The sequence below is a fragment of the Halostagnicola bangensis genome, from assembly GCF_054653435.1.
On sequence record NZ_BAAIGG010000001.1, the window covers coordinates 41,484 to 64,403 of the forward strand.

The window sequence follows — 22,920 nt, forward strand, 5'->3', positions numbered from 1 at the left end:
CACCAACAAAATTATCCCTCCCTGTGGTACGTCGGCTGATGGATGTTCGAGAATTCCCCGTGCTTACGGAGGCCGACCGGGAGCTGATCGACGAGTTCGCGATCGGTCTCGGCGACGACGCCGCTCGAGTGCTCGCCTACCTCCAGTGTCGGCGCGAGGACGACGAGTTTTCGGACACGTCGACGGAAACGGCGGTTCACGTCGGAACGAGCGTTAGCAAGAGCGCCGCCAAACGCTCTCTCACCGAACTGACCTCGGCGACGATCATCGAAGAAACCACGGTGCAAACGACCGATCCCGGTCGCCCGCCCAAAGCGTGGCGCGCGGTCTCGACTCGAGACGAGACAGCTCGTCGGCTGTACGCACACCACGCGAAGCGGTTGCTCGAGCAAAGCAAGCGCGTCGAAGCTCGGTTGCCAGAGACTCGAGCCGCCGACGGGACGGGCGGTAGCGATTCGGACGATGAAGCGGATCGCTTGGCCCGGCCGAACCTGGTCTCGATCGGTCTCAACTGGCAGCCAAACGGACTTCACCTCCCGCTGTTTGCCGCTCGGGCGAGCGACGATTCCCGCTCCTCGGTCGAGTTCGCGTTTCGAGAATACACCGGGTCCCGACGAGTGATCGACGGCGTGGAATCGGGCGAGAGCGACGTCGGAATCGCGGGCGCGGCGACGGTCGTTCGAGAACGGGAACGAGGGCGGCCGATCGTCCCGATCGCCGTCCTCTTCCAGCGCTCGACGGTCGTGCTTTTTACGACGCGCGAGCAATTTGGCGGATCGTTCGACTCGCTCGAGCGTCTTCGCGGGCGACGAGTTGGAATGCCGACCGGCACGGAGACGGGGTTGCTCGGTCGGTTGCTCCTCGAGCAGGCGGGGATTCGCGAGGCCGTCGAAGTCGTCGACGTCGAGGGGGAAGAGCGTGACGCGCTCGAATCGGGTTCGGTCGACGTCGTGACGGGAATGGGACCGGATCCCCATCGTGTCGAGTCGTCGACGCGGACGGTCGAGGTTCTCACGATGACCGACCAGTTCCCCGTCTACGGACCCGTCGTTATCGCGAACGAATCGACGCTCGAGACCCGACCGACGATGCTCGAAGGGGTGCTGGCGGCGATCGTCGACGGCTGGGCGAGCGCGATCGAAGATCCCGAGCCTGCGGCGGCCGATATCGCCGCCGATTCCGACGAATCCGCCGACCGGATCGTCAACACGTTCGAACGGGCGCGGGAGGCGTTTGGAACCAGCGACGCCGTGCGAAAACACGGTTGGGGGTGGCACGCACCGAAGCCGTGGAGTAACCTCCGCGCGGCGCTCGCGGAGGGTGGAGCGTTCGACGAAAGTCGGGGAGGCACGCAGAATGGAGTATCCAACGATGATTGAAGTCGACGGGGTGACGGTCGCCTTCGACGATGGTATGGCGGTCGAAGATGTCGACATTTCGATCGATTCCGGCGAGTTCGTCACGATCAGCGGTCCGTCCGGTTGCGGGAAGACCACGCTGTTGCGTGCGATCGGCGACCTGCAAGAACCCACGAGCGGACGGGTGTTGGTCGACGGGGACGATCCGTCGGCTGCGCGAGCGGCGGCGAACCTAGGGTACGTCTTTCAGCAGCTCAGCCTCTTTCCCCCGGAAGACAGCGCTTCAGAACGTCACCTTCCTCCGGCGGGTCGCGGGGGAAAACGCCGCGGCCCGAACGGACCCGGAAACTACTCGACGTGTTCGAGTCCGGCCGGGTGGCGGAGAAGTCCGATCCCTGGCCGCGTTCGATCTGATCGACCGAAATGCCGTGCTCCTCGTAGAACCCCTGATCGCGGGCGACGTAGTACGGCACGTGGAGCCCTCCGGGCTGCCAGTTTAACAATAGACCGACGCTATCCGTGCCCGGCTCGAGCAATTCGCCGGGGCTATCGTCGCCGAAACACCCCGCCAGCGCGCCCATCGCAGTCCCGCCCGCCGCCGCGAGGTGCTCTTCGCGTGCGAACCATATTGGGCCGTTCCAGAAGCGAGGGTGAAAAACGGTTCCAGGAAATGTGTTAATAGCCTTCGTTCACCATCAATTGTATCTCGAGACGGTCACCTTTCAAAACGTTCATCCAGGTAGACAGGTAACTTATCGATGAGAAACACCGCTACCGACTATCGGTCAGGTCCCAAATGATGCGCGGCCGACGGAGCGACTGAAACGGGAGTTATCGGTGGGGAATGGCCGAGAGCTATCGCCGAGAACCGGACGAGAGTTATCGAATCGAGAGTCCCTTCCCGCCGCTGTCTTCGGAAAACTCGAGTTCGATCTCAAGTTCGCGCTCTCGCTGTTTCGTGAACTCGATTTCGACCTCGATCGGATCGCGGTACTCGAAGGGGATCTCCCAGTCCGACCCGGCGACCGTAATCGACGTGTCGGCCTCGAGCTGGTCGGCGAGATCCCGAAGGAACGCGGCCGTTTCGGTCCGGGAGAGGTACACCTCCCGTTCGAAAAAGCCGTCGGTGATCGTACGCAGTTCTCGGTCTCGATCCTCAGGCAACGTGACCCGGTCGCTCATAGGTCAGCGTACGACGATCCACGTGATAAAGTCGGGACCAACGTTCAGCGTATCCGAAACGTAGGTGCATCGTACCTGCGAAATCCTTCTTGTGCCGGCCGTCGAAGATGTACGTATGTCACTCATCGACGTGCTCGGGAACGGGACGCGCCTCGAGATTCTGCGCGAACTCTCCCGGGAACCGATGTACGTCTCCGAGCTCGCAGAGGCGACCGGAATGGACGGGAAAACGGCGGTGCATCACCTCTCGACGCTCGAAGAAGCGGAACTGGTCGAGTGGTACATGCGGGGGAACCGGAAGTACTACGTGCTCCGTCAGTCCCTCGAGTTGCGTATCGCCCCGCCGCCGGAACGCACGTTCGTCCTTCAGACCGAAGAAATCGAGACGGAGACGGAAACGGCGGGTCAGTGAACGCAAGCGGGACGACGAGGGCGGTTACGCTCGAGTGGGAGACGGCTATCGCTTGACTGCGGACAGCGATCGCTCGAGGACAGACGGCTATCACTTGAGAGGGATTTCGGACGCAGTTATTCGCGCGCCGATTCGAACGTCGGTAACTCGTGCGAGGCGCTGATCGTCACCGCAACCGGCGTCCCGGGTTCGAGCCACTCCTCGTGAGAGTGTCGGCTCTCGAGGACGGTACCGTTCTCGAGTTCGATCCGGTACCGAACCGTCGGCCCGTTGAACTGCCGGTTGACGATCCACCCGTCCGCGTCGTCGGCCGACCGCGGTGTAACGGCGATATCGTCCGGACGGAGCAGGACCTCGAGCGGTTCCGACGGCCGGTCCCCCGACGTCACGAGTTTGTCGAACTCGACAGGGCCGATTGGGGTTTCGAGCGCACCGTCAGCGGGGCGACCCGTGAGGTAACTCGCCCGGCCGAGGAAGTCGGCGACCATTCTCGACGCGGGCCGCATGAAGAGCCGTCGGGGCGACGCGATCTGTTCGATCGATCCTCCGTTCATGACGGCGGTTCGATCGCCGACCGAGAGCGCCTCCTCCTGGTTGTGCGTGACCCAGACGGCGGTCACGTCGACGGCGTTGAGAATCTCGGCGACGGTTTCGCGCATCCGGACGCGAAGCCCGGCGTCGAGGTTCGAGAGCGGTTCGTCGAGCAACAGAAGGTCGGGTTCGGGAGCGAGCGAGCGTGCGAGCGCGATCCGCTGTTTCTGTCCGCCCGACAGCTCGTCTGGATACCGTTCTCGATACTGTGCGAGGCCGACCAACTCGAGTACCTCCTCGACGAGTTCGTCCCGTTCCGTCTCCGTCTCGGATTCGAGCCCGAAGGCGACGTTCTCCGCGACCGTCTTGTGGGGAAAGAGCGCGAAGTCCTGAAATACGATCCCCACGTCGCGCTTCTCGGACGGGACGAACTCGGCCTCGCCGGCGATGGCTCGACCGTGGAACCGGACGGTACCCGTATCGGGACGGTCCAACCCGGCGATGAGCCGGAGCGTCGTCGTCTTGCCACAACCGGACGGGCCGAGGAGCGTGAGTAGTTCGCCCTCGCGAACCGTAATCGAGAGGCCGTCGACGGCGGCTTCCCCGGAGAACGCCTTTGTCACCGTCTCGAGTTCGAGCACGACATCCTCGTCCGCGGTAGCCTCCCCGTATTCATCCGGGGGAACGATAGCCGAACCGGATTCGGCGGGAGCTCTCGAGTAGCCGCCGTCCGGCGCGCTTCGAGTTCGGTCCGTAGGGTTCGTAATACCCTTCGGTTGAGCGGGAGTCCCGGAACGGTCGTGGTCCCGTTCAGTACGGAAGTCCTCACTCGCGCGGCCGAAACCACCGTCACCCGGATTTTCTTGGTCCCCACTCGTCCCTTCGCCGTCGGTTCCCGTATCCGAATCGTCGGTCAAACCGGTGCCGCGGCGAAGGAACGACCAGTACTTGCGCCCGTCTCCGGGGAGAGCACCGAGGATCGCGATGCCGGAAACGCAGACGAGAACGAGCGCAGGCACCGCCGCGTAGCTGTAGTAGGCGTTTCGCTCGGCCATCCAGATGAACGTGGCGAGGGACTCGAAGCCGGTGGGTCGAAGCAACAGCGTCGCCGGGAGTTCCTTCATCGCGTGGAGGAAGACGAGCGAGCCGCCGGCGACGATTCCTGGAACCACCAGCGGGAGCGTTATCCGTCGAAATGCCTGCGTCGGGGTACACCCCAGCGTCCGAGCGGCCTCGACGAAATGAGGGTTGACGTATACGAACGACGTGCGCGCCGCTCCGACGGCCAGCGGGAGATAGAGCACGACGTACGCGAAGACGAGAATCGGGAGCGTCTGGTACAGCGCCGGCAGGTACGACGACCCGAAGTAGACGAGACTCAGCCCGATGACGACGCCAGGGATTGCAAAGCCGACGTAGGTCGCACGCTCGAGGACGGTCGAAACGGGCGACCGATGATTGGCGGCCAGATACGCAACCGGCAGCGCGAGCACTGCGGCAGCGAGTGCGGCGAGCAGAGAGACGAACATCGAGTTGATCGCGTACTCCGGCCGAAATCCGAAGGCCCCGACGTACGTCTCGGGGCCGCGAACGAGCCACGACAGCAAAAAGGCGATCGGGAGCACGATTGCGAGGAGAACGACCAGCGAACAGGCGGCGAGGGCGGGCCATTTCAAACGCCCGAGGGAAATCGTGTACGAGCGCGATCCCCCGCGTGCACCGCCGTGGACGGACTGGTGGTCGCGAACATGGTATTCGATCGCGAGGATGACGAGCGCGATCGCGACGAGGTGCAAGGACAGAAGCGCGGCGTAATCGTGGGCCAGCGCGTTGTACTCGACATAGATCTGGCGCGTGAAGACGTTCAGCCGCAACATCGCCGGCACGCCGAAGTCGCCGGCCGTCTCGAGGGCCGCGAGAAGCGCCCCCGCGGCGATCGCGGGTTTCGCCATCGGGAGCACGACGCGTCTGAAGACCGAGAGCAGATCCGTCTCGAGCGTGCGCGCGGCGTCGAGGTACGTTTTGTCGAACGAGCGCAATCCCGCGACCGTCGTAATGTAGACGAACGGGTAGTTATACAGCGTGAGGATGAACACCGTTCCGGGCATCCCGTATATCTCGGGAAGCGATGCGACGCCAAACGGGTCGAGCAGGGACTGGACCAGTCCGTGCGGGCCCCAGACGGATATGTAGGCGTACGCGCTGGTGTAACTCGGAATCACCAGCGGCAGGGAGAGCACTACCATCCAGAACCGGCTGTAGGGGAGATCAGTCAGAACGGTCAGTACCGCCAGCGGGACGCCGATGAGCACGGAGAACGTCGTGACGAGTGTAATGAGCAAGAGCGTGTTCGACAGCACCTCGAGGGTCGTCGGTCGAACGACGATCGAAAGCGTCCGTTCGGGGTCGACGCTCAGCGCGAGGAAGCCGATCCAGAGCACCGGAACGACGACCACCGCTGCGACGGCGGCGGCGAGCAACGTGAGTCCGACCGGAAGTGCTGACTCGCGCTCGTCGTCGCGGACGTGATCGTCCGCGTCGGGGTCCCTCTCGTCGACTTCGAACGGATCAGTGACTGGCATTCTGAATCTCCGTGATCGACCGTCTTCGGGTGTCCCACCGGGGTTCGAAACCGGTGATTTCCCGCTGGGTGACTACAGCACGTCCTCCGATCGGAGCAGTTCGAGCGTCGGTTCGGGATCGGCCAGTTCGTTTAGGTCGAAATCGGGCGGATCGAACTCGTCGGTTCCGGGCAGTTCCTCAAGCGGTTCGACACCGTCTATCGTGGGATACTCCCAGGTTGTCGTCGCAAAGTACTCCTGAGCCTCCGCCGAGACGAGGTGGCGGACGAAGTCGGCGGCAGTTTCCTGCTCGTCGCTGTCGGCCATAACCGCGCCGCCGGTGACGTTGTACATCGCACCCGCGTCATCGTTCGTAAACGCCAGGTCGATCGAATCGCCGCCGTGATCGCGGACGACGTAGTGATTGGTCAACCCGACGCCGACCTCGCCGTCGCCCACGGCTTGTGCCAACGCGCTGTCGCCCCCGGGCGATGCGACGACATCCTGCTCGTCGACCATCGCACGAAGCCAGTCCCGAGTCGCCTCTTCCCCCTCGAGCAGTCGCATCACCGTGATGAATGCCTGGAACGAGCCCTGGTCAGGAGGCCACATCAGCGTCCCCCGGAAGCGTTCGTCCTCCGCGTACGCGAAAATGTCGTCGGGGAGTTCGTCCGCGTCGAAGCTGTCGGTGTTGTACGCCATCGCCCGGAACCGCCGGGTAAACCCCGTCCAGTAGCCGTCCGGATCCACGGAGTCCTCAGCCACCAACTCGAGGACATCGTTGGGAAGCGAGACGGTGTATCCTTCGTCTTTGAGGTGAGTCATCGACTGGGTCTCGCTCCCGTAGAACACGTCCGCCGGCGTTTCGTCCTCCGTTTCGATGGCGCTGATGAGATCCGCCGTATCGTCGTACCGAACCTCGAGGGAGAAATCGTCGTACAGATTCTCGACGTACTCCATCAGTTCGCCGATTCGGGGTTGGCTGCGCCCCGAGTACACCGTCAGCGATCCGTTCAGGTCCGGCATCTCTTCCATCGAAACCCCTCCCGGATCGGGTCGATCTTCCGCGTACTCGGGATCCCCGAGAACATCCGACCCGTCGTCGGCGTCGAGACACCCGCCCAAGAGACTCGCCGAGAGCGCGCCCGTCGCAAGGAGGTACGTCCGTCGATTCGAGAGTCCGTTCGACTCGAGCATATCACTGACTCAGGGGACGCGAGTATAAACCTCGGTATTTGGAGAGGATCTTCCCTTGGAAACGTATACACGCAATGTCCTCGTGAGGAAATTGCACGGACTCAAAGGACGTATTTCCACAACCCCAGGGCTGTTCGTAACTGGGCGGAACAATCACATATCTGTTATGATGTCGAAAATCGATCGTTTCCTGTTCCTGATCGAGCGCTGAAGCGAGGTTGCGGAAAATGTGACCGGTGGTGGGATGCATACCGACAGGTTTGGTGGAGGCGTTCCCGATAGTCCAGTTTACCCGACGAACGGCGTTGAAGACCGTCGGTGCGAGTATCGCCCTCCCGACCGCTGCAACGACCACGAGAACCCGAGAGACCCCTCGAGATTCGCCAGCGACGAGATCAGGTTTCGATCGACTCCCTAGTCGCACGCTTCGGCGAAAAATCGGATTACTGTGGAAAATTCGACGTTTTGGCCGAGAGTTTCGGCTAAGATCGTGTTGTGAGAAGAACGATCGGCCCCGCTTATTGAACGCGACTTACTCTTTCTACCACCAGTGAGCGGTAGCGATTGGGAGTTGTCACGGCGCGACAGGGAGATAGTGAGCGATCATACGCCAACAATGTCAGGAAATCAAAACTACCACGTTTCACGACGAACCGTACTACAATCGACCGCAGTGGGCTCGGCAACGATTTTCGGAGCGACGGTCGCCGTCGGTCAGGAGAACGAGGTCGACGATGAGATCGAACTCGAGGGCCGGACGAGCGGCTGGATCGGCGAATCGCCCGACGAAATCGAAGGTGAGCGAAATCCGACCCTCGAACTGGTCGAGGGCGAAGAGTACACCCTCACTTGGGAGAACGGGGACGGAGCCGGACACAATTTCGTCATCGAAGACGAGGAGGGAGAAGAGGAGTTCGTCCAGACCGACGTGATCTCCGGGACGGGAGAGACTCAAGCGGTCGAGTTCACGGCCGAGGAGGGCATGGCCGAGTACTTTTGCGGCCCGCATCCCCAATCGATGCGCGGCGAGATCGAGTTCGTCGACGAGGACGAAGAACCAGAAGAGGAAATCGAAGACGACCCGGACGAGATCATCGGCGACGGACCGACCGTGGGCCTCGAGACTGTCGCAGACGGCCTAAGTGCTCCGGTCAGCCTTCAGGTCGCGAACGAGGAGGAGGATCGGCGGTTCGTCGTCGACCAAACCGGACAGATACACGTCCTCGGTGAGGACGGCGTCGAAGACGAACCGTTCCTCGACATCGAGGATCGGATGGTGGATCTCGACGAGGGATTCGACGAGCGGGGCCTCCTCGGGCTGGCGTTCCACCCCGAGTTCGAAGAGAACGGCAGATTTTTTGTCCGCTACAGCGCGCCGCCGGACGAAGAAGAGATTCCCGGAGACGACGTTCCCGAAGCGTTCGACCACACGGACGTGCTGGCCGAATTCGAGGCGGGCGGCGGGCTCGAGGAGGGCGACCCTGACTCCGAGCGGATCATCCTTCGGATCCCCCAACCCCAGTTCAATCACAACGCGGGGCCGATCGCGTTCGGGCCCAACGACGGCTACCTGTACGTGGCGACCGGCGACGGCGGCGGCCAGAACGACGCCGATCCGGGCCACGTCGAGGACTGGTACGACGAGAACGAGGGCGGCAACGGACAGGACACCGAGGAAAACCTCCTGGGCGGAATCCTTCGGATCGATGTCGATGACGGAAACGGTGCGAACGACGAAGCCGACGGCGAGGCGCAAGCGGATGAAGACGACGAAAACGCAAACGAAGAGGACGCGGACGAAGCGAACGGTGAGGAAGCGAACGTCGACGGGGAGGAGACGGACGAAGAGAACGCGAACGACGACCGAGCGTACGGTATCCCCGACGACAACCCCTTCGCCGAAGGGCAGGACCTCGAGGGAGAAGGTCTCGAGGAGTACTACGCGTGGGGAATGCGCAACCCCTGGGGGATGTCGTTCACCGAAGACGGCGAACTCCTGGCCGCGGACGTCGCCCAGAACAACTTCAACCAGATCAACCACGTCGAGAGCGGTGGCAACTACGGCTGGAACGTTCGTGAAGGACGGCACTGTTTCAGTACGGACTCACCCGAGGACCCTCCGGAGGAGTGCCCTCTCGAGACGCCCGAAGACGTCCGCGGCGGCGAATCGTTGCTCGAACCGGTGATAGAGTATCCCCAGCATCCGGACGATTTGGCCTACGACGAGGACGTCGACCGCGGCGAGGAAGAAGCGGACGAGCGTATCGGAACCGCCGTCGTCGGCGGGTACACGTACGAAGGCGACGAGGTGACTGACCTCGAGGACACGTACGTCTTCGGCGACTGGAGTCAAGACGGCGAAGGGCCGGGAACGCTCTTTCTGGCGCGCCAACCCGACGACTGGCCCGAAGACGTCGACGACGAGGCGGACGAACTCGAGGACATGTTCGTCGACCCGCCGGACGAAGACGAGGACGACGGAGCTGACGAGGACGACGAAGACGAACTCGAGGACATGTTCGTCGACCCACCGAACGAAGACGACGAAGACGACGATGAAGCGGACGACGATGAAGCGGACGAGGAAGACGAAGAGGAGGAACTCGGCGTGTGGCAGATCGAAGAGCTCTCCGTCGAGGGAGACGGCGACGTCGTCGAGGACGGCGAACTGAACCACCTCGTCTACGGCTTCGGCCGGGACGACGACGGCGAAGTGTACGTTCTCACCTCCAACACGTCGACCATCGAAGGCGAGGGGCAGGTTCACCGGATCGTCCCCGGCGAGGACGACGAAGAGACGGAAGATGACGAGGATAATGACGAAGTGGAAGCCGAGACGGACAACGGCGAGGACAACGCGGATACCGACGAAAACGCACCCAGCGAAACCGGAGACGACGGCAACGAATCAGACTGACGACTCTTTGCTTTTCCGTACGAGTTGAAAATCGAAGTGGCGGTTGACGTTGTTCGACTCGAGGGCGGCCGACTACTCCTCGAGCGAGAAGACGGCGAGCGTGTTTCCGTCTTCGGCGTCGGTGTGGGTTCCGCCGCCGCCGGTGATCGCGACGAACTGTTTTCCTTCGCCGGGATCGTACCAGCTGATCGGTGCGCCGTCGACGCCGTGAGGGCCCACTTCGAGCTGGGCTAGCTGATCGCCTGTCTCGGTATCGTAGGCGATCATGAGACCGGTCGCGATACCCGCGAAGGTGACCCCGGTCGGCGTGGTCAACGCGCCGCCTCGCGGTGGCGGATCACCCGGAGCGGTCCACTCGCGCCACTTCAACTCGCCGGTGAGTGGATCGATCCCGGCGATTGCACCCGGGTGGCCGTTCCACTCTTCCGGCGGTTCCGTGAGTTCATCGTCGACGTCTTCCTCTTCGTCTTCTTCCTCCTCTTCTTCTTCCTCGTCATCCACCTCGTCGTCGGGATCTTCCACGACCTCTCCCTCGTGGACCGGATCGTCCGGCTCCTCGACGTCGGCGTCACCCGGCAGTTCCGCCCGGATCGTGTCCATGCCGATATAATTCTCGCCGGGTTCGTACTCGACCTCGAACCACGAGAATCGCATCGGCCGATTGAACCCCTTGACGATCATCGTTCGCGTTTCGGGATCGTATCCGGCCGGATACGGATTGGTCCCGCCGGCCAGTTCGGGCATGATCCACGGCGCGGACTCGAGGTCGTCGTAGGGCGGCAGGGAAAACGTGTTCAGGTGCTGGACGTACTCCTCGCTGCGTTGGTGGAGCTGTCCGGTCTCCATGTTGACCGTAAAGACCCAGCCGGTCTTTGACGGCCACGTCGCAAACTGCGTCGTCTCGCCGTCGAGTTCTTCCTCGAAAACCAGCGGCGGGGCCGAGGAATCGTAGTCCCACCAGTCGTGAGGTGCGTCCTGATAGTGCCACTCGTGTTCGCCGGTCTCGATGTCGATCGCGACTTTCCCTGCTGTGTACGGATTGAATCCGGGCCGAACGGTGCCGTACCAGGGTCCGGGGTTCGCCGACGGGACGATGATTGTCCCTTCGTCGGGTTCGATGGCCCCGAGCGGCCACGCGGTGCCACCGCCGTGCATCCAGGAATCGCCGACCCACTCATGCTCCGGCGTCATGTTGACTCGCCACTCGGGGTTACCCTCGAGGTCGATCGCGTCGAAGAAGCCGGAAACCCCGAACTCGCCGCCGAAACTGCCCTTCATCAACAGGCCATCGTAGATCAGCGGCGGCCACGAGGACGTCGTCCCTCGCGAACGCTCCCACTGGAGCTCCTCGTGCATCAGGTTATCCGCGACCTCGCCGCGGTAGACCGCCGCGCCGTTGTAGTACCACTCCTCTTCGCCGGTGTACCGATCGATCGCGAGGACGCCGAGATCTAATGTGCTCTTGTAGATTGTGTCTCCGAGCACCACCGGCCCCCGTTCGGCCGAGGGCGTTTCGTCCGACGCACCGACGTACGGTTCGTAAAAGTGCGTCCAGAGGAGGTCCCCGGTACGCGCGTTTATCGCGTACAGCATATCCGGTCCGATCGTGAAGTACATGATCGGCGGATCGCCGTGGATGATCAGCGGCGATCCCTGGAAGTCGTTGGTCTCGTCGCCAGGCTCGAGTCGGTACTCGAGTTCGAGATCCTCGACGTTGTCCCGCGTGATGATGTCGGCCGTCACGTGACGGCGGTTCTGATAGTCGTTCCCGTAGAGCAGCCAGTTTTCGGGGTTCTCCCGCGACTCGCGGAGATCCTCTTCGGTGATGTCGACTTCGGGAATCTGGTCGGTATCGTACTGTTCGACCTCCGATTCGCCCGGCTTTTCGTCCCACGGTGCATCCTCCGGTAAGTCTTCGAGGTGTGATTCGAACGTCATTGGTATCACCCGGACACCGCTATCGAGGCGCGTTTGTCGTCGGTAATGCGGATCACGTCGTCGATCAGGAACTCCTGTCCGATGATCATGATCGCCGAACTGCCGCTGATCAGCGTCGAGAGGTGCTCGTCGGCTATCGATCCCTCGGCGAGGTCTCGAGCGGCGGCACCCATCAGATAGTAGCCACCGAGCATCGACTTGACGTCCCACAGACCACGATCGATCATCTGGTCGGTCAACAGCACCTCGTTCTGCCAGAGGAAGTTGTCCAGTCCGTCGATCCACAGGAGAGAGCCTTCGGCGGATCGCTGGTGGAGCGGTGCGACGTACTCGTGGACGACACCTTCCTCGGCGACCTCGGCCGACGGATAGTCGACCGTCGGCATCCACCACGAGAGCTGCTCTCGAGTGTTTACGATGTTGACGACGAGCGCCGTCTGTTCGGGTTCGGTGAAGCCGACTTCCGAGAGCGTGGCCGGCAGCGTCTCGATGTTCAACAGCTGGCGCGTCGTCGTCTCGATGTGTTCCGGTTCGAACGCCGGCAGGTTCTGTTCGGCACTGGCGAAGAAACTGACGTCCGCCAGGTGCTCGTTGATCGCCCACGCCGGCTCTGTCAGCTCCGCGTAGGCCGACGACCCCGCCCCGGGGATACCCATCGCCTCGAGTTCGGGGAGCTTCTCGAATCGCTCCGCGAGCGCCGACAGTTCGCTGTTCAAAAGCGCCGCGTCGAGCGACCCCGTCATTCCGGCGCGGATCGCCTCGCCCATCTCGGCGAGTTCTCCGGTGGCCCCGCTCGAGACTTCGGCGCGAAGGTCGGTCAGCGTCGCACCGACGGCGCCCGCACCGGCGACGACACCGAGCGCTTTCAAAAATTCGCGTCGGTCTTCACTACTCACCTCGCCGTAACTGTATCGTTCTCCGGGATTAGTGCCGTATGCCATGATACGGTGAACGGACCTCGAGCCGTGCATTAATGGTATCCACAAGTCGGATAGCGTGGAACATGATTTTCCGCGATCGATCCGCGGCTGTATTTAGGCGTTGTCGGACAGAGAGAAGCGGAAAGCGATACTACCGATTGTCGGTTACTGAGTTGCCGTCTCGGAGACGACGTTAGCTATCCGTCTCGGCAACGATGTCACCTGTTCGTTTCGACAACAGTATTCGATAGACAGCCGTACCGAGGCGAAGCTCACTTCGGCAGGTATGTAGGGGAGATGTCGACGAGGAAAATCTCCGACAGTATTCGGTAAGAATAGTTTTTTGTCCACACAACAAGAAGGTGGACTAATGCGACGGAACCGGCTTCTTCCACTTGGTACCACGCTTCTCGCGGTTCTCGTCTTGGCGACCGCCGCTCCCGTTCTCGAGTCGACAGCGATCTCCACTCCGTACGACGTATCAGCCGACGCGGACGCTGGCGCTGACGGACTCTCGCTGATGGGCGTCTTGTTCCTGTTCGTGTCCGCGTTCGTCGAATTGGTTTTCGGCGTCGAACTCGATCAGATCGGACTCTCTGGCGCGTCCGGCGCTTCGGGCGGGCTGGTCCTAGTCATCGTGCCCCTTCTGACGGTCAGTCTCGTCGTCGGGGCGTTTTACCTTGCCGCACGTCGGTTTTCAGTCTCCTCGACGGACGTACTCACTTCCCGGTTGCTGGGTCAGTCCCGCTCGGAGCAGTCGCCCACGCGATCGTCGACGGACGAGAGCTGGCCGCCGATCGATCCCGAGTCCGACGTCGACAAAGCGTGGGCGAAAATGACGACGGCGATCGACGTCGATCGTCCGACCGCCAGAACGCCGGCGGAGTGGGGCGATGCAGCGATCGACGCCGGACTCGACGCCGATGCCGTAAACGAGCTCACGCGTACCTTTCGAGAGCGGCAGTACGGGGAAATCGACGAAACCGCCGAGCATCGCCGACGAGCACGCCGCGCCCTGCATCAACTCGAAGATGATATAGAATGACGAGGGTGGCCACGAGGATTCGTCTGCTGTTGTTAGCCGCGGGTTCCCTTTCACTCGGTATCGGACTCGTCGTCCTGGCAAGCCCGGTAATCGAGGGGACGGCCGGATGGCCGTGGGCCGACGACACGCTCCTGGTCGGGTTCTTCACCGTCGCGTTCGTGCTGGCTACCGTTATCGGGTCGTTCGAACTCCTCACGCGAGAACCGAGCGGGGAGCCGACGAAGGGCCCCGAACGCGTCGCGTCGAAATCTGCGCCAGGCTACGACCTCGAGCGAGTTCTCGATCGTCGCTGGTGGGCGCTATCGCCCCCAGCGGCTCACCGTCAGCGTCTCCGAGAGGAGTTCCAACGGACGGCGATCAGAACGATCGTCCGGACTGACGGCTGCTCAGCAGAGAGCGCTCAAGAGCGGATCGATCAGGGAACGTGGACCGACGATCCGGTAGCTTCGGCGTTCCTCTGCCCCAACGCTGAGCCGTCGCTTTCCTCCCGAGTACGCGTCCGGCTTCGCTTTCATCACGACGCACGTCGGACGGCGAGGGAGATACTCGCGAGACGCGAGGGGAGAACGGATCGATGGTGAGAACTCGATCCGCAACGCGGTGGAACGTCGCGCTCGCTACAGCGATGCTCGCGAGCGCGACGGGCGTCCTGTTCGAAGAGCCGGTTTTACTACTGAGTTCGATTCCGCCCCTCGTCCTCGCGGGATACTCCCGCGCGACGGCGACGCCCGACCCCGAAATCGAACTCGAGCGCTCGCTGAGCGAAACCGCTCCCGATCACGGACAGGAAGTCGACGTCACGGTCACGGTTCGAAACGCGAGCGAGCGAGCGCTCTTCGACGTCAGAATCGTCGACGGCGTCGCACCGATGCTCCCGGTCCTGAAGGGATCGGCTCGACACGCGGCGACGCTTGGCCCACGCCGAGAGACGTCCTTCTCCTACACAGTTGTCGTCACGCGCGGCGTCCACCGCTTCGAGCCCGCGTCGGTGGTCTGCAGGGACCCAAGCGCCAGTACCGCCGTCGAAACCACCGCTCGGGCGAAAACGGAACTCGCTTGTCACACTCCAGTTCGCACCCTTCCGTTTCCCCGGTCGCCGCGACGCACGGGTGGCACGGACACGAGCCCCGGCGAAAGCGGGATCGAATTCTCGCAAGTCCGCACGTATCGTCCCGGCGATCCGCCAGGGCGTATCGATTGGAACCGCTACGCTCGAGACCGAGAACTGACGACCGTAACCTTCCACGAGGATCGGCTCCGAACGGTCGTCCTCTGTCTCGACGCGCGAGCGTGTTGCTACCGGTCCGCCGGTCCAGACGAGCCCCACGCCGTGTTTTACGAACGCACCGCGGCCCGCGAACTGCTCGAGGCCGTCTCGGAGACGAACGGACGGATCGGTCTCGGAATCCTCGGACCCGACGTAACGTGGCTCCCCCCACGGAACGGGGGCCACCACGCGGAGACCCTCCGCCGAACGCTCGCCGATCCCGATGCGCTCCCGCTCACGCCACCCGAGGGGGTACGTGGCGAGAGCGGGGACGGAAACGAGCACGCCTCGGTCCTCCGATCCCGGCTCGAGCGCGGCGCAGATGTCGTTTACGTTTCCCCCCTGCTCGACCGGGAGTCGATCGAAACCGCACGAACGATGCGAGGTTCGGGCCATCAGGTCACCGTTCTGTCACCGGACGTAACCGCAACGGGGTCGTTTGGCCGATCGATGGCCCGACTCGAGCGCGAGAATCGAATCGACGCCCTCCGCCGATCGGACGTGACTGTCGTCGACTGGGACCCCGAAACGCCCCTCGAGGCCGCGATACAACGGGGGATGCGAAAATGAACGGAACCGGCCTACCGGGTAACCCGACGAATCAACGGCCGCCGACGCTCAGCGGCGTTCTCGCGCTCGGCGCGGGAATCGGAGCGTGTTTCGTCGGATCCGTGGGACCGCTACAGAGCGCGCCATTGGCCCTCGAGACGGTCGGCCTCGTCATTCTTTCGGTCGGCGTCGTGATCAGTCGACGAGGTCGCCAGTTGGCCGGTCGGAGCTTAGCGGTTGCGGGGCTCGCCGTTGCGATGTCGACGTTCGTCGCCGCGCTGGCGTTCGGGTTGCCGACCGCGCTACTGATCGCGTTCCTGTCGTGCGGCGTCGGACTCGTTGCGGTAGCAATCGGCGTCTACTTCCTGTCCGGGACGGCGGCGCGGACGGTCGTCCTCGTCGGGTTGACCCTGGTACTCGCCGGCGTGCTCGCGAACGCCGTCATCGTCGAACCGACGATCTGGCGGTCGGCGACCGCGGTGACGCTGACGGTACTGGCGTGGGACATCTCCGAACGAGCGATCGGACTCGGTACCGAAGTCGGAACCGCTGCCGATACGGCGTCGGTCGAACTGGTCGGGGCGGGAACGAGCGGGCTCGTCGGAGCCGTCGGAATCGGGACGGTGATCGTCGCAACCCGAATCCCGATCACCGTCTCGTCGGTTATCGGGTTGGCACTGCTGCTCGTTTCGGCGGTCGCGTTCCTGCTGGCGCTCTCTCACCTGCCGAATCTCCCGGACGTGCAGGAATGAAATACGGATACGGACGGTCCACACGAGCGGAGATAATCGGAAAACGCCAACCCGTCAGCGTGGGTTCGGATCGTCCGTTCGCTCGGCGGCCGGCGAACACAATAAGCGGATCGAGAAACCAACGAGCGGATCGTGAAACCAGCGGTCGACAGGTGTTGAAAACCCAGCTATCGACAGGTGTCGAGAAAACGGTGGTCGCCAACTGTGAATCTCACACAGCCAACTTCAGTCACACGTCGGGAATCGACTGCCAGTCCCGTTTAGCAACAGAAGAGCATGTATCCGCTGACATAGAACCCGTACCCGGGGACACCTGGTTGTCCGGGGCAGGCGTCAGTTTGTTCACAGCTCTGGGGCTCGACATCCCGACTGTCGCCGTCGCTGAAGGTCTCGATGTGACCTCCATCCGGAGAGACGTCCGATTCGGTGTCTTCTCTCACCGCCGCGATGGATCCGGTCCCGTCAGTGTCTACGAAGAGGGCCAGCAGCCCATCGTCGATTTCTTTGCGAACGATATACGCGTCGTCGCCGCCGTCGGTCACTCGTTCAACGCCTTCATCATCGAATGCAGTAGTGGCTTCGTCAGTGGGCAGTTCCTCGACGGATGCCGAGGACAACACGCCGCTTTCGGCCAGTTGCTCGAGCAAATCGCCGGCGTGCGCTTCGATCGCTTCTCTGACCTCGGTTTCGTCTTCTACTTCTTCACCGGCCACGCTCCCGATGGCGCTGGTCCCTATCGCACCCGCAACGCCAGCAGCCGCGGTACTCCGCAATACCGTTCGCCTCGTCATCGGTTTCGATTTTTCTTCGGTCATGTATTCTATTTATGCCGCATCGGTATACGATTATTCAAGAGTGTATGAACATATCTGAATATTACATATATGTTTACTGAAAAATATAATTGGTTATTACCACAAGAGCCCATAATAGTTGCGCGTTGGACCGGTAGTTACGGCGTCTTCGATAGGTGGCGTACAGTCTGTGGGATTCCGAACGGGCGTAAAGCGTCTTCCCAACGTTCAGGATGTTTTGCTAGTTTACACGGTCTACACAGTGTACACATTGTACACTGTTCGATTCCGGCGTACCCGCTCCGTCGGACGGACCTCCGGTGACAGCTGTTGTCCTCGGTAAACATGCTCGAGCAGTCTTCGGTCCTGGACCGACGACGACCAATCGAGCGACGGACTCACGAGTAGCCGGCGGGCAGACAGTACCCGCGGCGGCGTTGCGATTCGGTCGAAGCGTGACCCGAGCTTTGATTTCGGGCAGTTCTGCTTCGGTCTCGAGTGGTTCGGCTTCAGTCTCGAGGGGCGGACGCTCCGACGGAGATGCGGATTAGGCCATCGACAGGATCGTCCTCAGCGTCGACGGTCAGCAGGCCCTCGCGGCCGTCGACCGCCTCGAGACCGTAGATTCGGATGTTGTCGCCGGGCTCGATCTCGAGTTCGGAAACGACGTCGTGGCCGGCGGCGACTCGAGTTCCTGTGGGCCACTCGAGGTCGCCCAGCGCGGCCGTGGAAATGGTGACCTTTTCCGCGTCGTCGATAGTGTACCGCGCGAGGTAGCCGAGCCCTATGGGGACGACGTATTTTGAGGACCTAGTGCTGGTTTCGCCGTCTTTGGAGTCTGTACTTGCAGAAGTGTCGCAACTGGGGCCGCCGTCGGCGAGGAGGCGGTGGGTAGTCGGACTCGAGTCTACTGGTCGTTCGGGGCATTCAATACCCCGCGTATCATCATCGGACATGGCTTGCATACCTTGAATACGCGAGCCGCGCGGACCCGGTGTAGCAACACCGGACCGCATTTTGACATGAATCCGACGACCATCGGGAGAAATATTGACCGCGATAGAACAGGTGTAAGCAGGCGACTGTCTGTTCTCGTAGAGTGTAACCTTGTCAACAAGGTCGACGAAGGGTACTACAAAATTACTGACCTGGGAAAGCAGTATCTCTCCGGTGATCTCGACGCAGACGAACTCGAGTTCAACGAGTGACGTTTTCCTGACGAGTTTAGGAACATTGGAGCCCTGTTGAACCCTCTACGTAATACACGTTCATTGGTGAAAGCACCGCTCAGTACAGATGCGAACTGACTGCGGGATTTCTACCAGTTTCAGATGATGTCCGCAGCGTCGTGCAAGATAGAAGGCGCAACTCGCAGGGACGCACCCGAGAAAGTCGCCCTTGGATTCAATCTATACAGCAGAAAATCACGCGCGTTCGCGAATAAGATTCGTAACTGTCTGACGGCCATCGCACAGGCGTGGGCTTTCTCACCATCCCCGGATTGGCGGCAGCCTGCCGCACCCAGGAAGCGACCTGCTCCTCGTCCACCGCATCTGTTACCTTCAGGTCTAAGGCCTGTCTACCCGGGCCTGTCCCGCTGGGCGGCTTCGGCTCGAGGTACGATTCACACACGAAAGACAGTTTCACATGTTTCGAGAACGCACTGAAAGACGCGAACCAGCCCTGGTCCTCGACGCCATAGAACGGCTGGTGATACTTCACGGCGCGGCGAACGTGGGGCACTTCGCGTTGGATGATATCGTCGAATTGTGTCGCAACCTCCCGCTTCCAACCCGGTAGCGCCGCAATGTACGCCTTCACCGCTGCCGATCCATCGGTGTCATCCTTCCTCCGCGCAGCCTGGTATCGTTTACTCCGTTCCTCCCACTCCTCCTGCGTCGGAAGCTGGTCCGACAGCTCTATTTCCCCAAAATCTTCGTCTACCAGGGTTTTCTCTCCCCCTCGGCCTGCTATCGCAGTAACGACTAAAAACGAGTCTGGTTCTTCGGGTTCAGAAAACAGGTCGAAGTCCAGCCGTAACGTATCTCCTCGCCAGTGGCGAGCAAAGCCTATCCAGCCGTCGGGATGGTTGTCTCGGGGGTCTTGCTCGACCTGGAACAGACCTGTCAGGGCAGGAATGACATCGGCACCCCATTGGAGTCCCTTTTCCAGCTCCGTGAAACGAACCCCCTCGTCGTGGTCTTTACTGTAGTAGGGTGCTCTGATTGCTCGATTTGCCATCACGAGTTCAGAGACCCGCTGGGTCGTTAGTTGGCCGGACACGCTCATACTAACTCATCTAGATGCAGTTTAGCAAGATAAACATTCCCGCGGTCACAGAACGCCGGTTTCAGTCAAATCGATCCGGATCAAATCGCTTTCCGTGCGAAACTCATCCTCTGTATTCAGCACTGCTGATGGGGTGGAGCGATCTCGCCACCGCCCAGAAATACATCCGGATTGCTGGAACAGCGACCGAAGATGCACTCCGGCAAGCGCATCATCGATAACTAACAGACACCTCACTACTCTTGCAGCCGCTGATGAATAGAGGGGGCATCTCTCACATGGAACCACCTGCAAATTCAACCAGGTTGGATCGGTCGATACAGAGTGGACAAATAGCGTCAGCTCGGACGTGTAACCTGCTGAAAAATCGAGATTGTTGTCTGTCGCTGTGAACGACAGTTGTGTCTCAGTATTACTGTCGGACGACGTTCGCTGCGCGAGGCCCCTTGGGAGAGGACTCGATGTCGAACTCGACCTCAGTACCTTCCGTGAGGTCTTCGCCGCCGACATCCTCCATATGGAAGAACACGTCTTCGTCGTCGTCGAGGTCGCCGTCGTCAGTCGAAATGAAACCGTAGCCGCCAGTGTCGTTGAAGAAATCAACCTTACCGTTTGCCATTACAAACAAACAGAGGGTTGGATGAGGGATAACCCTTCCGAGGGTCGAGGTACCACGATTCATACAACTACTAAAATAACAAAGCCCCACGTTCTTCTCCGTTCGAGTTCCACCGAGTATCCGAACAAACCCCGAGTCCAACTTATCCACAAGGATACGGCAGTAGTTTCGCGCACTCATTCGTGCGTATACGGCACTTCTTCGAAAGGCTCTGTCAGGAAGCGAAGTGTAAATTCGGCAGTTGGGACGGACGAATCGAGATACTTCAGCAAGTGGATGATTTTCTCGAGCGCTTTCAGATGACCCGGGATGGCCGACATCGCGGACAAACGCGAGCGACCCTGACGGCATCGAGGAGACGAGTTCACCGGCTTCGAACCGCTTACTAAACCGCATCTCTTTCACCAAGCCAACCGTCGCACACTTTCCGAAGAGGACTCGAGTCCGATCTGAAGGACAAGAAGAACGCCGAGGTTCCACGGAATACCGGCTGAACCGCATCCGGCCTCCCTCGAGACATAGATCCGACCTCTCTCGAGAACGCTACCTACTCTCCCAACTCGCCGACCTCGGCTTCATCCTCCGCACCATCACTGCCGCGCTGGCCGAGTTCCTGATCGATCATCAGGAGGCCGGGGCCGTCATCCCCGACGTGTTTCAGTTTGTCGAGAATGGCCTGTGCGGTCGCCTCCTCCTCGACTTGCTCTGCGACGAACCACTGGAGCATGTTTTCCGTCGCGTTGTCGTTTGCTTCTCGAGCGAGAGCGACGAGGTCGTCGATCATTTCGGTGATTTCGACCTCGTGTTCGTAGGCCGTCTCGAAGGCGTCGGCCGGGCTGGACCACTCCGTCGGTGGACTATCGATTCCAGAAAGCGCAACCCGCCCGTCGCGATCGTGGACGAATTCATAAAGACGCATCGCGTGTTCGTGTTCCTCGTCGGACTGAGAACGCATCCACGACGCGAAGCCGGGGAGGCCTTCGCCCTCGTAGTAGGCCGCCATGGAGAGGTAGACGTACGACGAGTAGAGTTCGGCGTTGATCTGTTCGTTCAGCGCGTCTTCAACTGACTCTTTGAGCATACCGTCTAGACGAACTCTCGGGCATATGATTATACTTAGGATCGAACCGGACGATCCGGCAAGCGTTCTGAACTGGCGTGGGCAACCAGATACGCAGTACCCAGGTCCGATTCGATGGGGTCACACGAAACCCAACTGCCGTCGTGTTCGGTTGCGGCCTTGACGCGGTGTTCGGTGAGATCCCTACCAGCAACGGAGATCTACGCGAGATTGCAACCGATCCGCCGCTCAAGGCGGTTTAGTTCGTCGGGTTCCAACTCCGGGGAGCAGACGAATAGCTCGAGTCTCTATCGACGCTGGGCAGTTTTCGCGTGCTGTCAGAACAGATCGGAGACGAAAACGCCGCGTGGCACACCGAAAATGACCGGCTTCGGTCGATTACGCCGACTGCGTGAGTTCGCCGTAGTCGAACTCCTCGCCGAGCTCCGAGAGGGTGTCGAGTTCGTCCTGTTCTTCCCGGAGGTTCTCCTCGAGTAGATCCGCGGCTTCGTCGAGACCGACCTGGTCAGCCATCGGGATGAGGTTCCCGTAGACGGCTATCTCGTAGTGTTCGGATTTCTGGCCGGCGGCGATGTTGAACCGATCCAGCGCGTCATCGCTCGGATCCTTCTCGAGGAACTCCTCGTGGGCTTCGATCATTCCTTCGACGACGGGGTCTTCCGCTCCCTCGGGCGATTCTCCCGCCTGATCGAACACTTGCTCGAGCCGGTCGATGTGATTTTCCGTCTCGGATTGGTGCTCGGCAAATCCCGACTTCAGTTCCTCCCGCGTCGAGGTGCTCTCCAGTTCCTCGAGCGCGTCGACGAGGCGCTGTTCGGTGTAGTAGGCGTGTTTCAGTCCGCTCAGGAACAGGTCTTTCGTTGAATCAACACTCATTGGTCCTCTGTGTTGGTCGAGACCAGTCCGTTGGATAAGCAACAAGCTTGCAGGTGAGAGCGTGAACCGGCAGAGTTGCTCCACAGTTTGGAGTTTCGGTCGACCCACAGCTCGAACACCCCTCACGTTGTACAAGCTCTATGCGTCCTACACATTTCACACGTTCTGAGAGTTTTGCAAATTCTATACTGTGCAAACATTGTACACAGTGTGGACTGTGCCACGTTTTTTAGCAGTGTGAACTACCGGAGCTCCGGCGCGTCCGGGCTGTGGTCCCGAAATCCGGTCGCGAGAACGACGCGTTTCGATTCGATCGTCGCGTGAGCGGCCTCGAGACGGAACGGGTACTCGTTCTCACCGTCCCCCTTATCGATGTGTTCGACGACGTCGAAGTAGATGTCCCTGCCGTAGGTTTCGACCTTCTCGAGGGCGTGATCTGCCAGTTCCCGGCCGGAGACGTCCTCCGAAATCCCCAGCACGAGTTCCCGGCCGGAGACGTCCTCCGAAATCCCCAGCACGTTGTGAACGTGGCCGACCGCCACGTGTCGGTCCCCTTCCCCTTCGAAGACGGCGGTTCGATGGCCCAGACGCGTGGTATACAGCCTGTGGTGAGTCCGGCGGGCCCGCCGCCG

General features: G+C 61.3%; 21 protein-coding genes and 1 pseudogene. 9 read left to right on the forward strand and 13 right to left on the reverse strand.

The annotated features are described in order from the left end of the window. Window positions 1–38 precede the first annotated feature (38 nt). Both ACYQ14_RS00240 and ACYQ14_RS00245 read left to right on the forward strand, forming a co-directional pair. On the forward strand, window positions 39–1,379 hold the full coding sequence (locus ACYQ14_RS00240) for an ABC transporter substrate-binding protein (protein ID WP_459883609.1): 1,341 nt from the start codon (window positions 39–41) through the stop codon (window positions 1,377–1,379). Between the two features lie 34 nt (window positions 1,380–1,413). After that, window positions 1,414–1,575, forward strand: a pseudogene (locus tag ACYQ14_RS00245) (ATP-binding cassette domain-containing protein); the annotation flags it as partial. A gap of 37 nt (window positions 1,576–1,612) precedes the next feature. Here the strand turns inward: ACYQ14_RS00245 and ACYQ14_RS00250 are convergent. Next, the gene (locus ACYQ14_RS00250) at window positions 1,613–1,939 is read right to left on the reverse strand and encodes an ABC transporter substrate-binding protein (protein ID WP_459883611.1); all 327 of its coding nucleotides are present in this window, start codon (window positions 1,937–1,939) and stop codon (window positions 1,613–1,615) included. Between the two features lie 298 nt (window positions 1,940–2,237). Then, the gene (locus ACYQ14_RS00255) at window positions 2,238–2,540 is read right to left on the reverse strand and encodes an amphi-Trp domain-containing protein (RefSeq protein WP_459883614.1); all 303 of its coding nucleotides are present in this window, start codon (window positions 2,538–2,540) and stop codon (window positions 2,238–2,240) included. A gap of 115 nt (window positions 2,541–2,655) precedes the next feature. On the opposite strand from ACYQ14_RS00255, the gene ACYQ14_RS00260 reads away from it, so the two are divergent. After that, window positions 2,656–2,952: an ArsR/SmtB family transcription factor gene (locus ACYQ14_RS00260; RefSeq protein ID WP_283838366.1), complete on the forward strand. Its 297-nt coding sequence runs from the start codon at window positions 2,656–2,658 to the stop codon at window positions 2,950–2,952. A 116-nt stretch (window positions 2,953–3,068) separates the two neighbouring features. Here the strand turns inward: ACYQ14_RS00260 and ACYQ14_RS00265 are convergent, their stop codons facing one another. After that, window positions 3,069–6,065 (reverse strand): ATP-binding cassette domain-containing protein, encoded by a 2,997-nt coding sequence (locus ACYQ14_RS00265; RefSeq protein WP_459883616.1) that lies wholly within the window; start codon window positions 6,063–6,065, stop codon window positions 3,069–3,071. 72 nt (window positions 6,066–6,137) lie between these two features. After that, window positions 6,138–7,241, reverse strand: coding sequence for an extracellular solute-binding protein (locus tag ACYQ14_RS00270; RefSeq protein ID WP_459883618.1), 1,104 nt, complete (start codon window positions 7,239–7,241; stop codon window positions 6,138–6,140). Between the two features lie 616 nt (window positions 7,242–7,857). Between ACYQ14_RS00270 and ACYQ14_RS00275 the strand changes: the two genes are divergently transcribed. After that, a complete protein-coding gene (locus tag ACYQ14_RS00275) occupies window positions 7,858–10,158 on the forward strand; it encodes a PQQ-dependent sugar dehydrogenase (protein ID WP_459883621.1) in 2,301 nt (766 codons plus the stop codon). A gap of 72 nt (window positions 10,159–10,230) precedes the next feature. Here ACYQ14_RS00275 and ACYQ14_RS00280 read toward each other — a convergent pair whose 3' ends face one another. Together ACYQ14_RS00280 and ACYQ14_RS00285 are read right to left on the reverse strand one after the other, a co-directional pair. Further along, window positions 10,231–12,096 carry a dehydrogenase gene (locus tag ACYQ14_RS00280; protein WP_459883623.1) on the reverse strand — a complete coding sequence of 622 codons (1,866 nt, stop codon included), beginning with the start codon at window positions 12,094–12,096 and terminating at the stop codon, window positions 10,231–10,233. Window positions 12,097–12,101: 5 nt separating this feature from the next. Then, window positions 12,102–13,037: a twin-arginine translocation signal domain-containing protein gene (locus ACYQ14_RS00285; protein WP_459883626.1), complete on the reverse strand. Its 936-nt coding sequence runs from the start codon at window positions 13,035–13,037 to the stop codon at window positions 12,102–12,104. Between the two features lie 349 nt (window positions 13,038–13,386). On the opposite strand from ACYQ14_RS00285, the gene ACYQ14_RS00290 reads away from it, so the two are divergent. The 4 genes from ACYQ14_RS00290 to ACYQ14_RS00305 are packed head-to-tail and all read left to right on the forward strand — an operon-like array spanning window position 13,387 to window position 16,629. After that, the gene (locus tag ACYQ14_RS00290) at window positions 13,387–14,061 is read left to right on the forward strand and encodes a DUF4129 domain-containing protein (protein ID WP_459883629.1); all 675 of its coding nucleotides are present in this window, start codon (window positions 13,387–13,389) and stop codon (window positions 14,059–14,061) included. After that, window positions 14,058–14,642 (forward strand): DUF7269 family protein, encoded by a 585-nt coding sequence (locus ACYQ14_RS00295; protein WP_459883632.1) that lies wholly within the window; start codon window positions 14,058–14,060, stop codon window positions 14,640–14,642. The genes ACYQ14_RS00290 and ACYQ14_RS00295 overlap by 4 nt, the downstream gene beginning before the upstream one ends. After that, window positions 14,636–15,898 carry a DUF58 domain-containing protein gene (locus ACYQ14_RS00300; RefSeq protein ID WP_459883634.1) on the forward strand — a complete coding sequence of 421 codons (1,263 nt, stop codon included), beginning with the start codon at window positions 14,636–14,638 and terminating at the stop codon, window positions 15,896–15,898. Before ACYQ14_RS00295 ends, ACYQ14_RS00300 begins: the two co-directional genes overlap by 7 nt. After that, window positions 15,895–16,629: a DUF7519 family protein gene (locus ACYQ14_RS00305; RefSeq protein ID WP_459883637.1), complete on the forward strand. Its 735-nt coding sequence runs from the start codon at window positions 15,895–15,897 to the stop codon at window positions 16,627–16,629. Before ACYQ14_RS00300 ends, ACYQ14_RS00305 begins: the two co-directional genes overlap by 4 nt. A gap of 260 nt (window positions 16,630–16,889) precedes the next feature. Here the strand turns inward: ACYQ14_RS00305 and ACYQ14_RS00310 are convergent, their stop codons facing one another. Together ACYQ14_RS00310 and ACYQ14_RS00315 are read right to left on the reverse strand one after the other, a co-directional pair. Further along, window positions 16,890–17,444, reverse strand: coding sequence for a hypothetical protein (locus tag ACYQ14_RS00310; protein ID WP_459883640.1), 555 nt, complete (start codon window positions 17,442–17,444; stop codon window positions 16,890–16,892). Window positions 17,445–17,932: 488 nt separating this feature from the next. Then, entirely contained in the window at window positions 17,933–18,379 is a 447-nt protein-coding gene (locus ACYQ14_RS00315; protein WP_459883643.1) for a hypothetical protein, read from the reverse strand. Window positions 18,380–18,445: 66 nt separating this feature from the next. Between ACYQ14_RS00315 and ACYQ14_RS00320 the strand changes: the two genes are divergently transcribed. After that, window positions 18,446–18,631 carry a transcriptional regulator gene (locus ACYQ14_RS00320; protein ID WP_459883646.1) on the forward strand — a complete coding sequence of 62 codons (186 nt, stop codon included), beginning with the start codon at window positions 18,446–18,448 and terminating at the stop codon, window positions 18,629–18,631. A gap of 196 nt (window positions 18,632–18,827) precedes the next feature. Here the strand turns inward: ACYQ14_RS00320 and ACYQ14_RS00325 are convergent, their stop codons facing one another. From ACYQ14_RS00325 to ACYQ14_RS00345, 5 genes are all read right to left on the reverse strand, one after another. Next, window positions 18,828–19,712 (reverse strand): DUF1801 domain-containing protein, encoded by an 885-nt coding sequence (locus ACYQ14_RS00325; RefSeq protein WP_459883649.1) that lies wholly within the window; start codon window positions 19,710–19,712, stop codon window positions 18,828–18,830. Between the two features lie 412 nt (window positions 19,713–20,124). Then, window positions 20,125–20,331, reverse strand: coding sequence for a cold-shock protein (locus ACYQ14_RS00330; protein ID WP_008418277.1), 207 nt, complete (start codon window positions 20,329–20,331; stop codon window positions 20,125–20,127). A gap of 547 nt (window positions 20,332–20,878) precedes the next feature. Then, on the reverse strand, window positions 20,879–21,412 hold the full coding sequence (locus ACYQ14_RS00335) for a ferritin (RefSeq protein WP_459883653.1): 534 nt from the start codon (window positions 21,410–21,412) through the stop codon (window positions 20,879–20,881). A 378-nt stretch (window positions 21,413–21,790) separates the two neighbouring features. Next, the gene (locus tag ACYQ14_RS00340) at window positions 21,791–22,288 is read right to left on the reverse strand and encodes a YciE/YciF ferroxidase family protein (RefSeq protein WP_459883655.1); all 498 of its coding nucleotides are present in this window, start codon (window positions 22,286–22,288) and stop codon (window positions 21,791–21,793) included. Between the two features lie 242 nt (window positions 22,289–22,530). Continuing rightward, a complete protein-coding gene (locus ACYQ14_RS00345; protein ID WP_459883657.1) occupies window positions 22,531–22,830 on the reverse strand; it encodes an NAD(P)/FAD-dependent oxidoreductase in 300 nt (99 codons plus the stop codon). Window positions 22,831–22,920 lie beyond the last annotated feature (90 nt).

Excerpts from the sequence above, each read along its gene's own strand:
- ACYQ14_RS00280 (WP_459883623.1), bottom strand. The coding sequence starts at position 12,096 with ATGACGTTCGAATCACACCTCGAAGACTTACCGGAGGATGCACCGTGG.
- ACYQ14_RS00270 (WP_459883618.1), bottom strand. The coding sequence starts at position 7,241 with ATGCTCGAGTCGAACGGACTCTCGAATCGACGGACGTACCTCCTTGCG.
- ACYQ14_RS00275 (WP_459883621.1), top strand. The coding sequence starts at position 7,858 with ATGTCAGGAAATCAAAACTACCACGTTTCACGACGAACCGTACTACAA.
- ACYQ14_RS00305 (WP_459883637.1), top strand. The coding sequence starts at position 15,895 with ATGAACGGAACCGGCCTACCGGGTAACCCGACGAATCAACGGCCGCCG.
- ACYQ14_RS00250 (WP_459883611.1), bottom strand. The coding sequence starts at position 1,939 with ATGGGCGCGCTGGCGGGGTGTTTCGGCGACGATAGCCCCGGCGAATTG.
- ACYQ14_RS00340 (WP_459883655.1), bottom strand. The coding sequence starts at position 22,288 with ATGAGTGTTGATTCAACGAAAGACCTGTTCCTGAGCGGACTGAAACAC.
- ACYQ14_RS00255 (WP_459883614.1), bottom strand. The coding sequence starts at position 2,540 with ATGAGCGACCGGGTCACGTTGCCTGAGGATCGAGACCGAGAACTGCGT.
- ACYQ14_RS00290 (WP_459883629.1), top strand. The coding sequence starts at position 13,387 with ATGCGACGGAACCGGCTTCTTCCACTTGGTACCACGCTTCTCGCGGTT.
- ACYQ14_RS00260 (WP_283838366.1), top strand. The coding sequence starts at position 2,656 with ATGTCACTCATCGACGTGCTCGGGAACGGGACGCGCCTCGAGATTCTG.
- ACYQ14_RS00320 (WP_459883646.1), top strand. The coding sequence starts at position 18,446 with ATGAATCCGACGACCATCGGGAGAAATATTGACCGCGATAGAACAGGT.
- ACYQ14_RS00335 (WP_459883653.1), bottom strand. The coding sequence starts at position 21,412 with ATGCTCAAAGAGTCAGTTGAAGACGCGCTGAACGAACAGATCAACGCC.
- ACYQ14_RS00240 (WP_459883609.1), top strand. The coding sequence starts at position 39 with ATGGATGTTCGAGAATTCCCCGTGCTTACGGAGGCCGACCGGGAGCTG.
- ACYQ14_RS00310 (WP_459883640.1), bottom strand. The coding sequence starts at position 17,444 with ATGACCGAAGAAAAATCGAAACCGATGACGAGGCGAACGGTATTGCGG.
- ACYQ14_RS00330 (WP_008418277.1), bottom strand. The coding sequence starts at position 20,331 with ATGGCAAACGGTAAGGTTGATTTCTTCAACGACACTGGCGGCTACGGT.
- ACYQ14_RS00285 (WP_459883626.1), bottom strand. The coding sequence starts at position 13,037 with ATGGCATACGGCACTAATCCCGGAGAACGATACAGTTACGGCGAGGTG.
- ACYQ14_RS00325 (WP_459883649.1), bottom strand. The coding sequence starts at position 19,712 with ATGAGCGTGTCCGGCCAACTAACGACCCAGCGGGTCTCTGAACTCGTG.
- ACYQ14_RS00300 (WP_459883634.1), top strand. The coding sequence starts at position 14,636 with ATGGTGAGAACTCGATCCGCAACGCGGTGGAACGTCGCGCTCGCTACA.
- ACYQ14_RS00315 (WP_459883643.1), bottom strand. The coding sequence starts at position 18,379 with ATGTCCGATGATGATACGCGGGGTATTGAATGCCCCGAACGACCAGTA.
- ACYQ14_RS00295 (WP_459883632.1), top strand. The coding sequence starts at position 14,058 with ATGACGAGGGTGGCCACGAGGATTCGTCTGCTGTTGTTAGCCGCGGGT.
- ACYQ14_RS00265 (WP_459883616.1), bottom strand. The coding sequence starts at position 6,065 with ATGCCAGTCACTGATCCGTTCGAAGTCGACGAGAGGGACCCCGACGCG.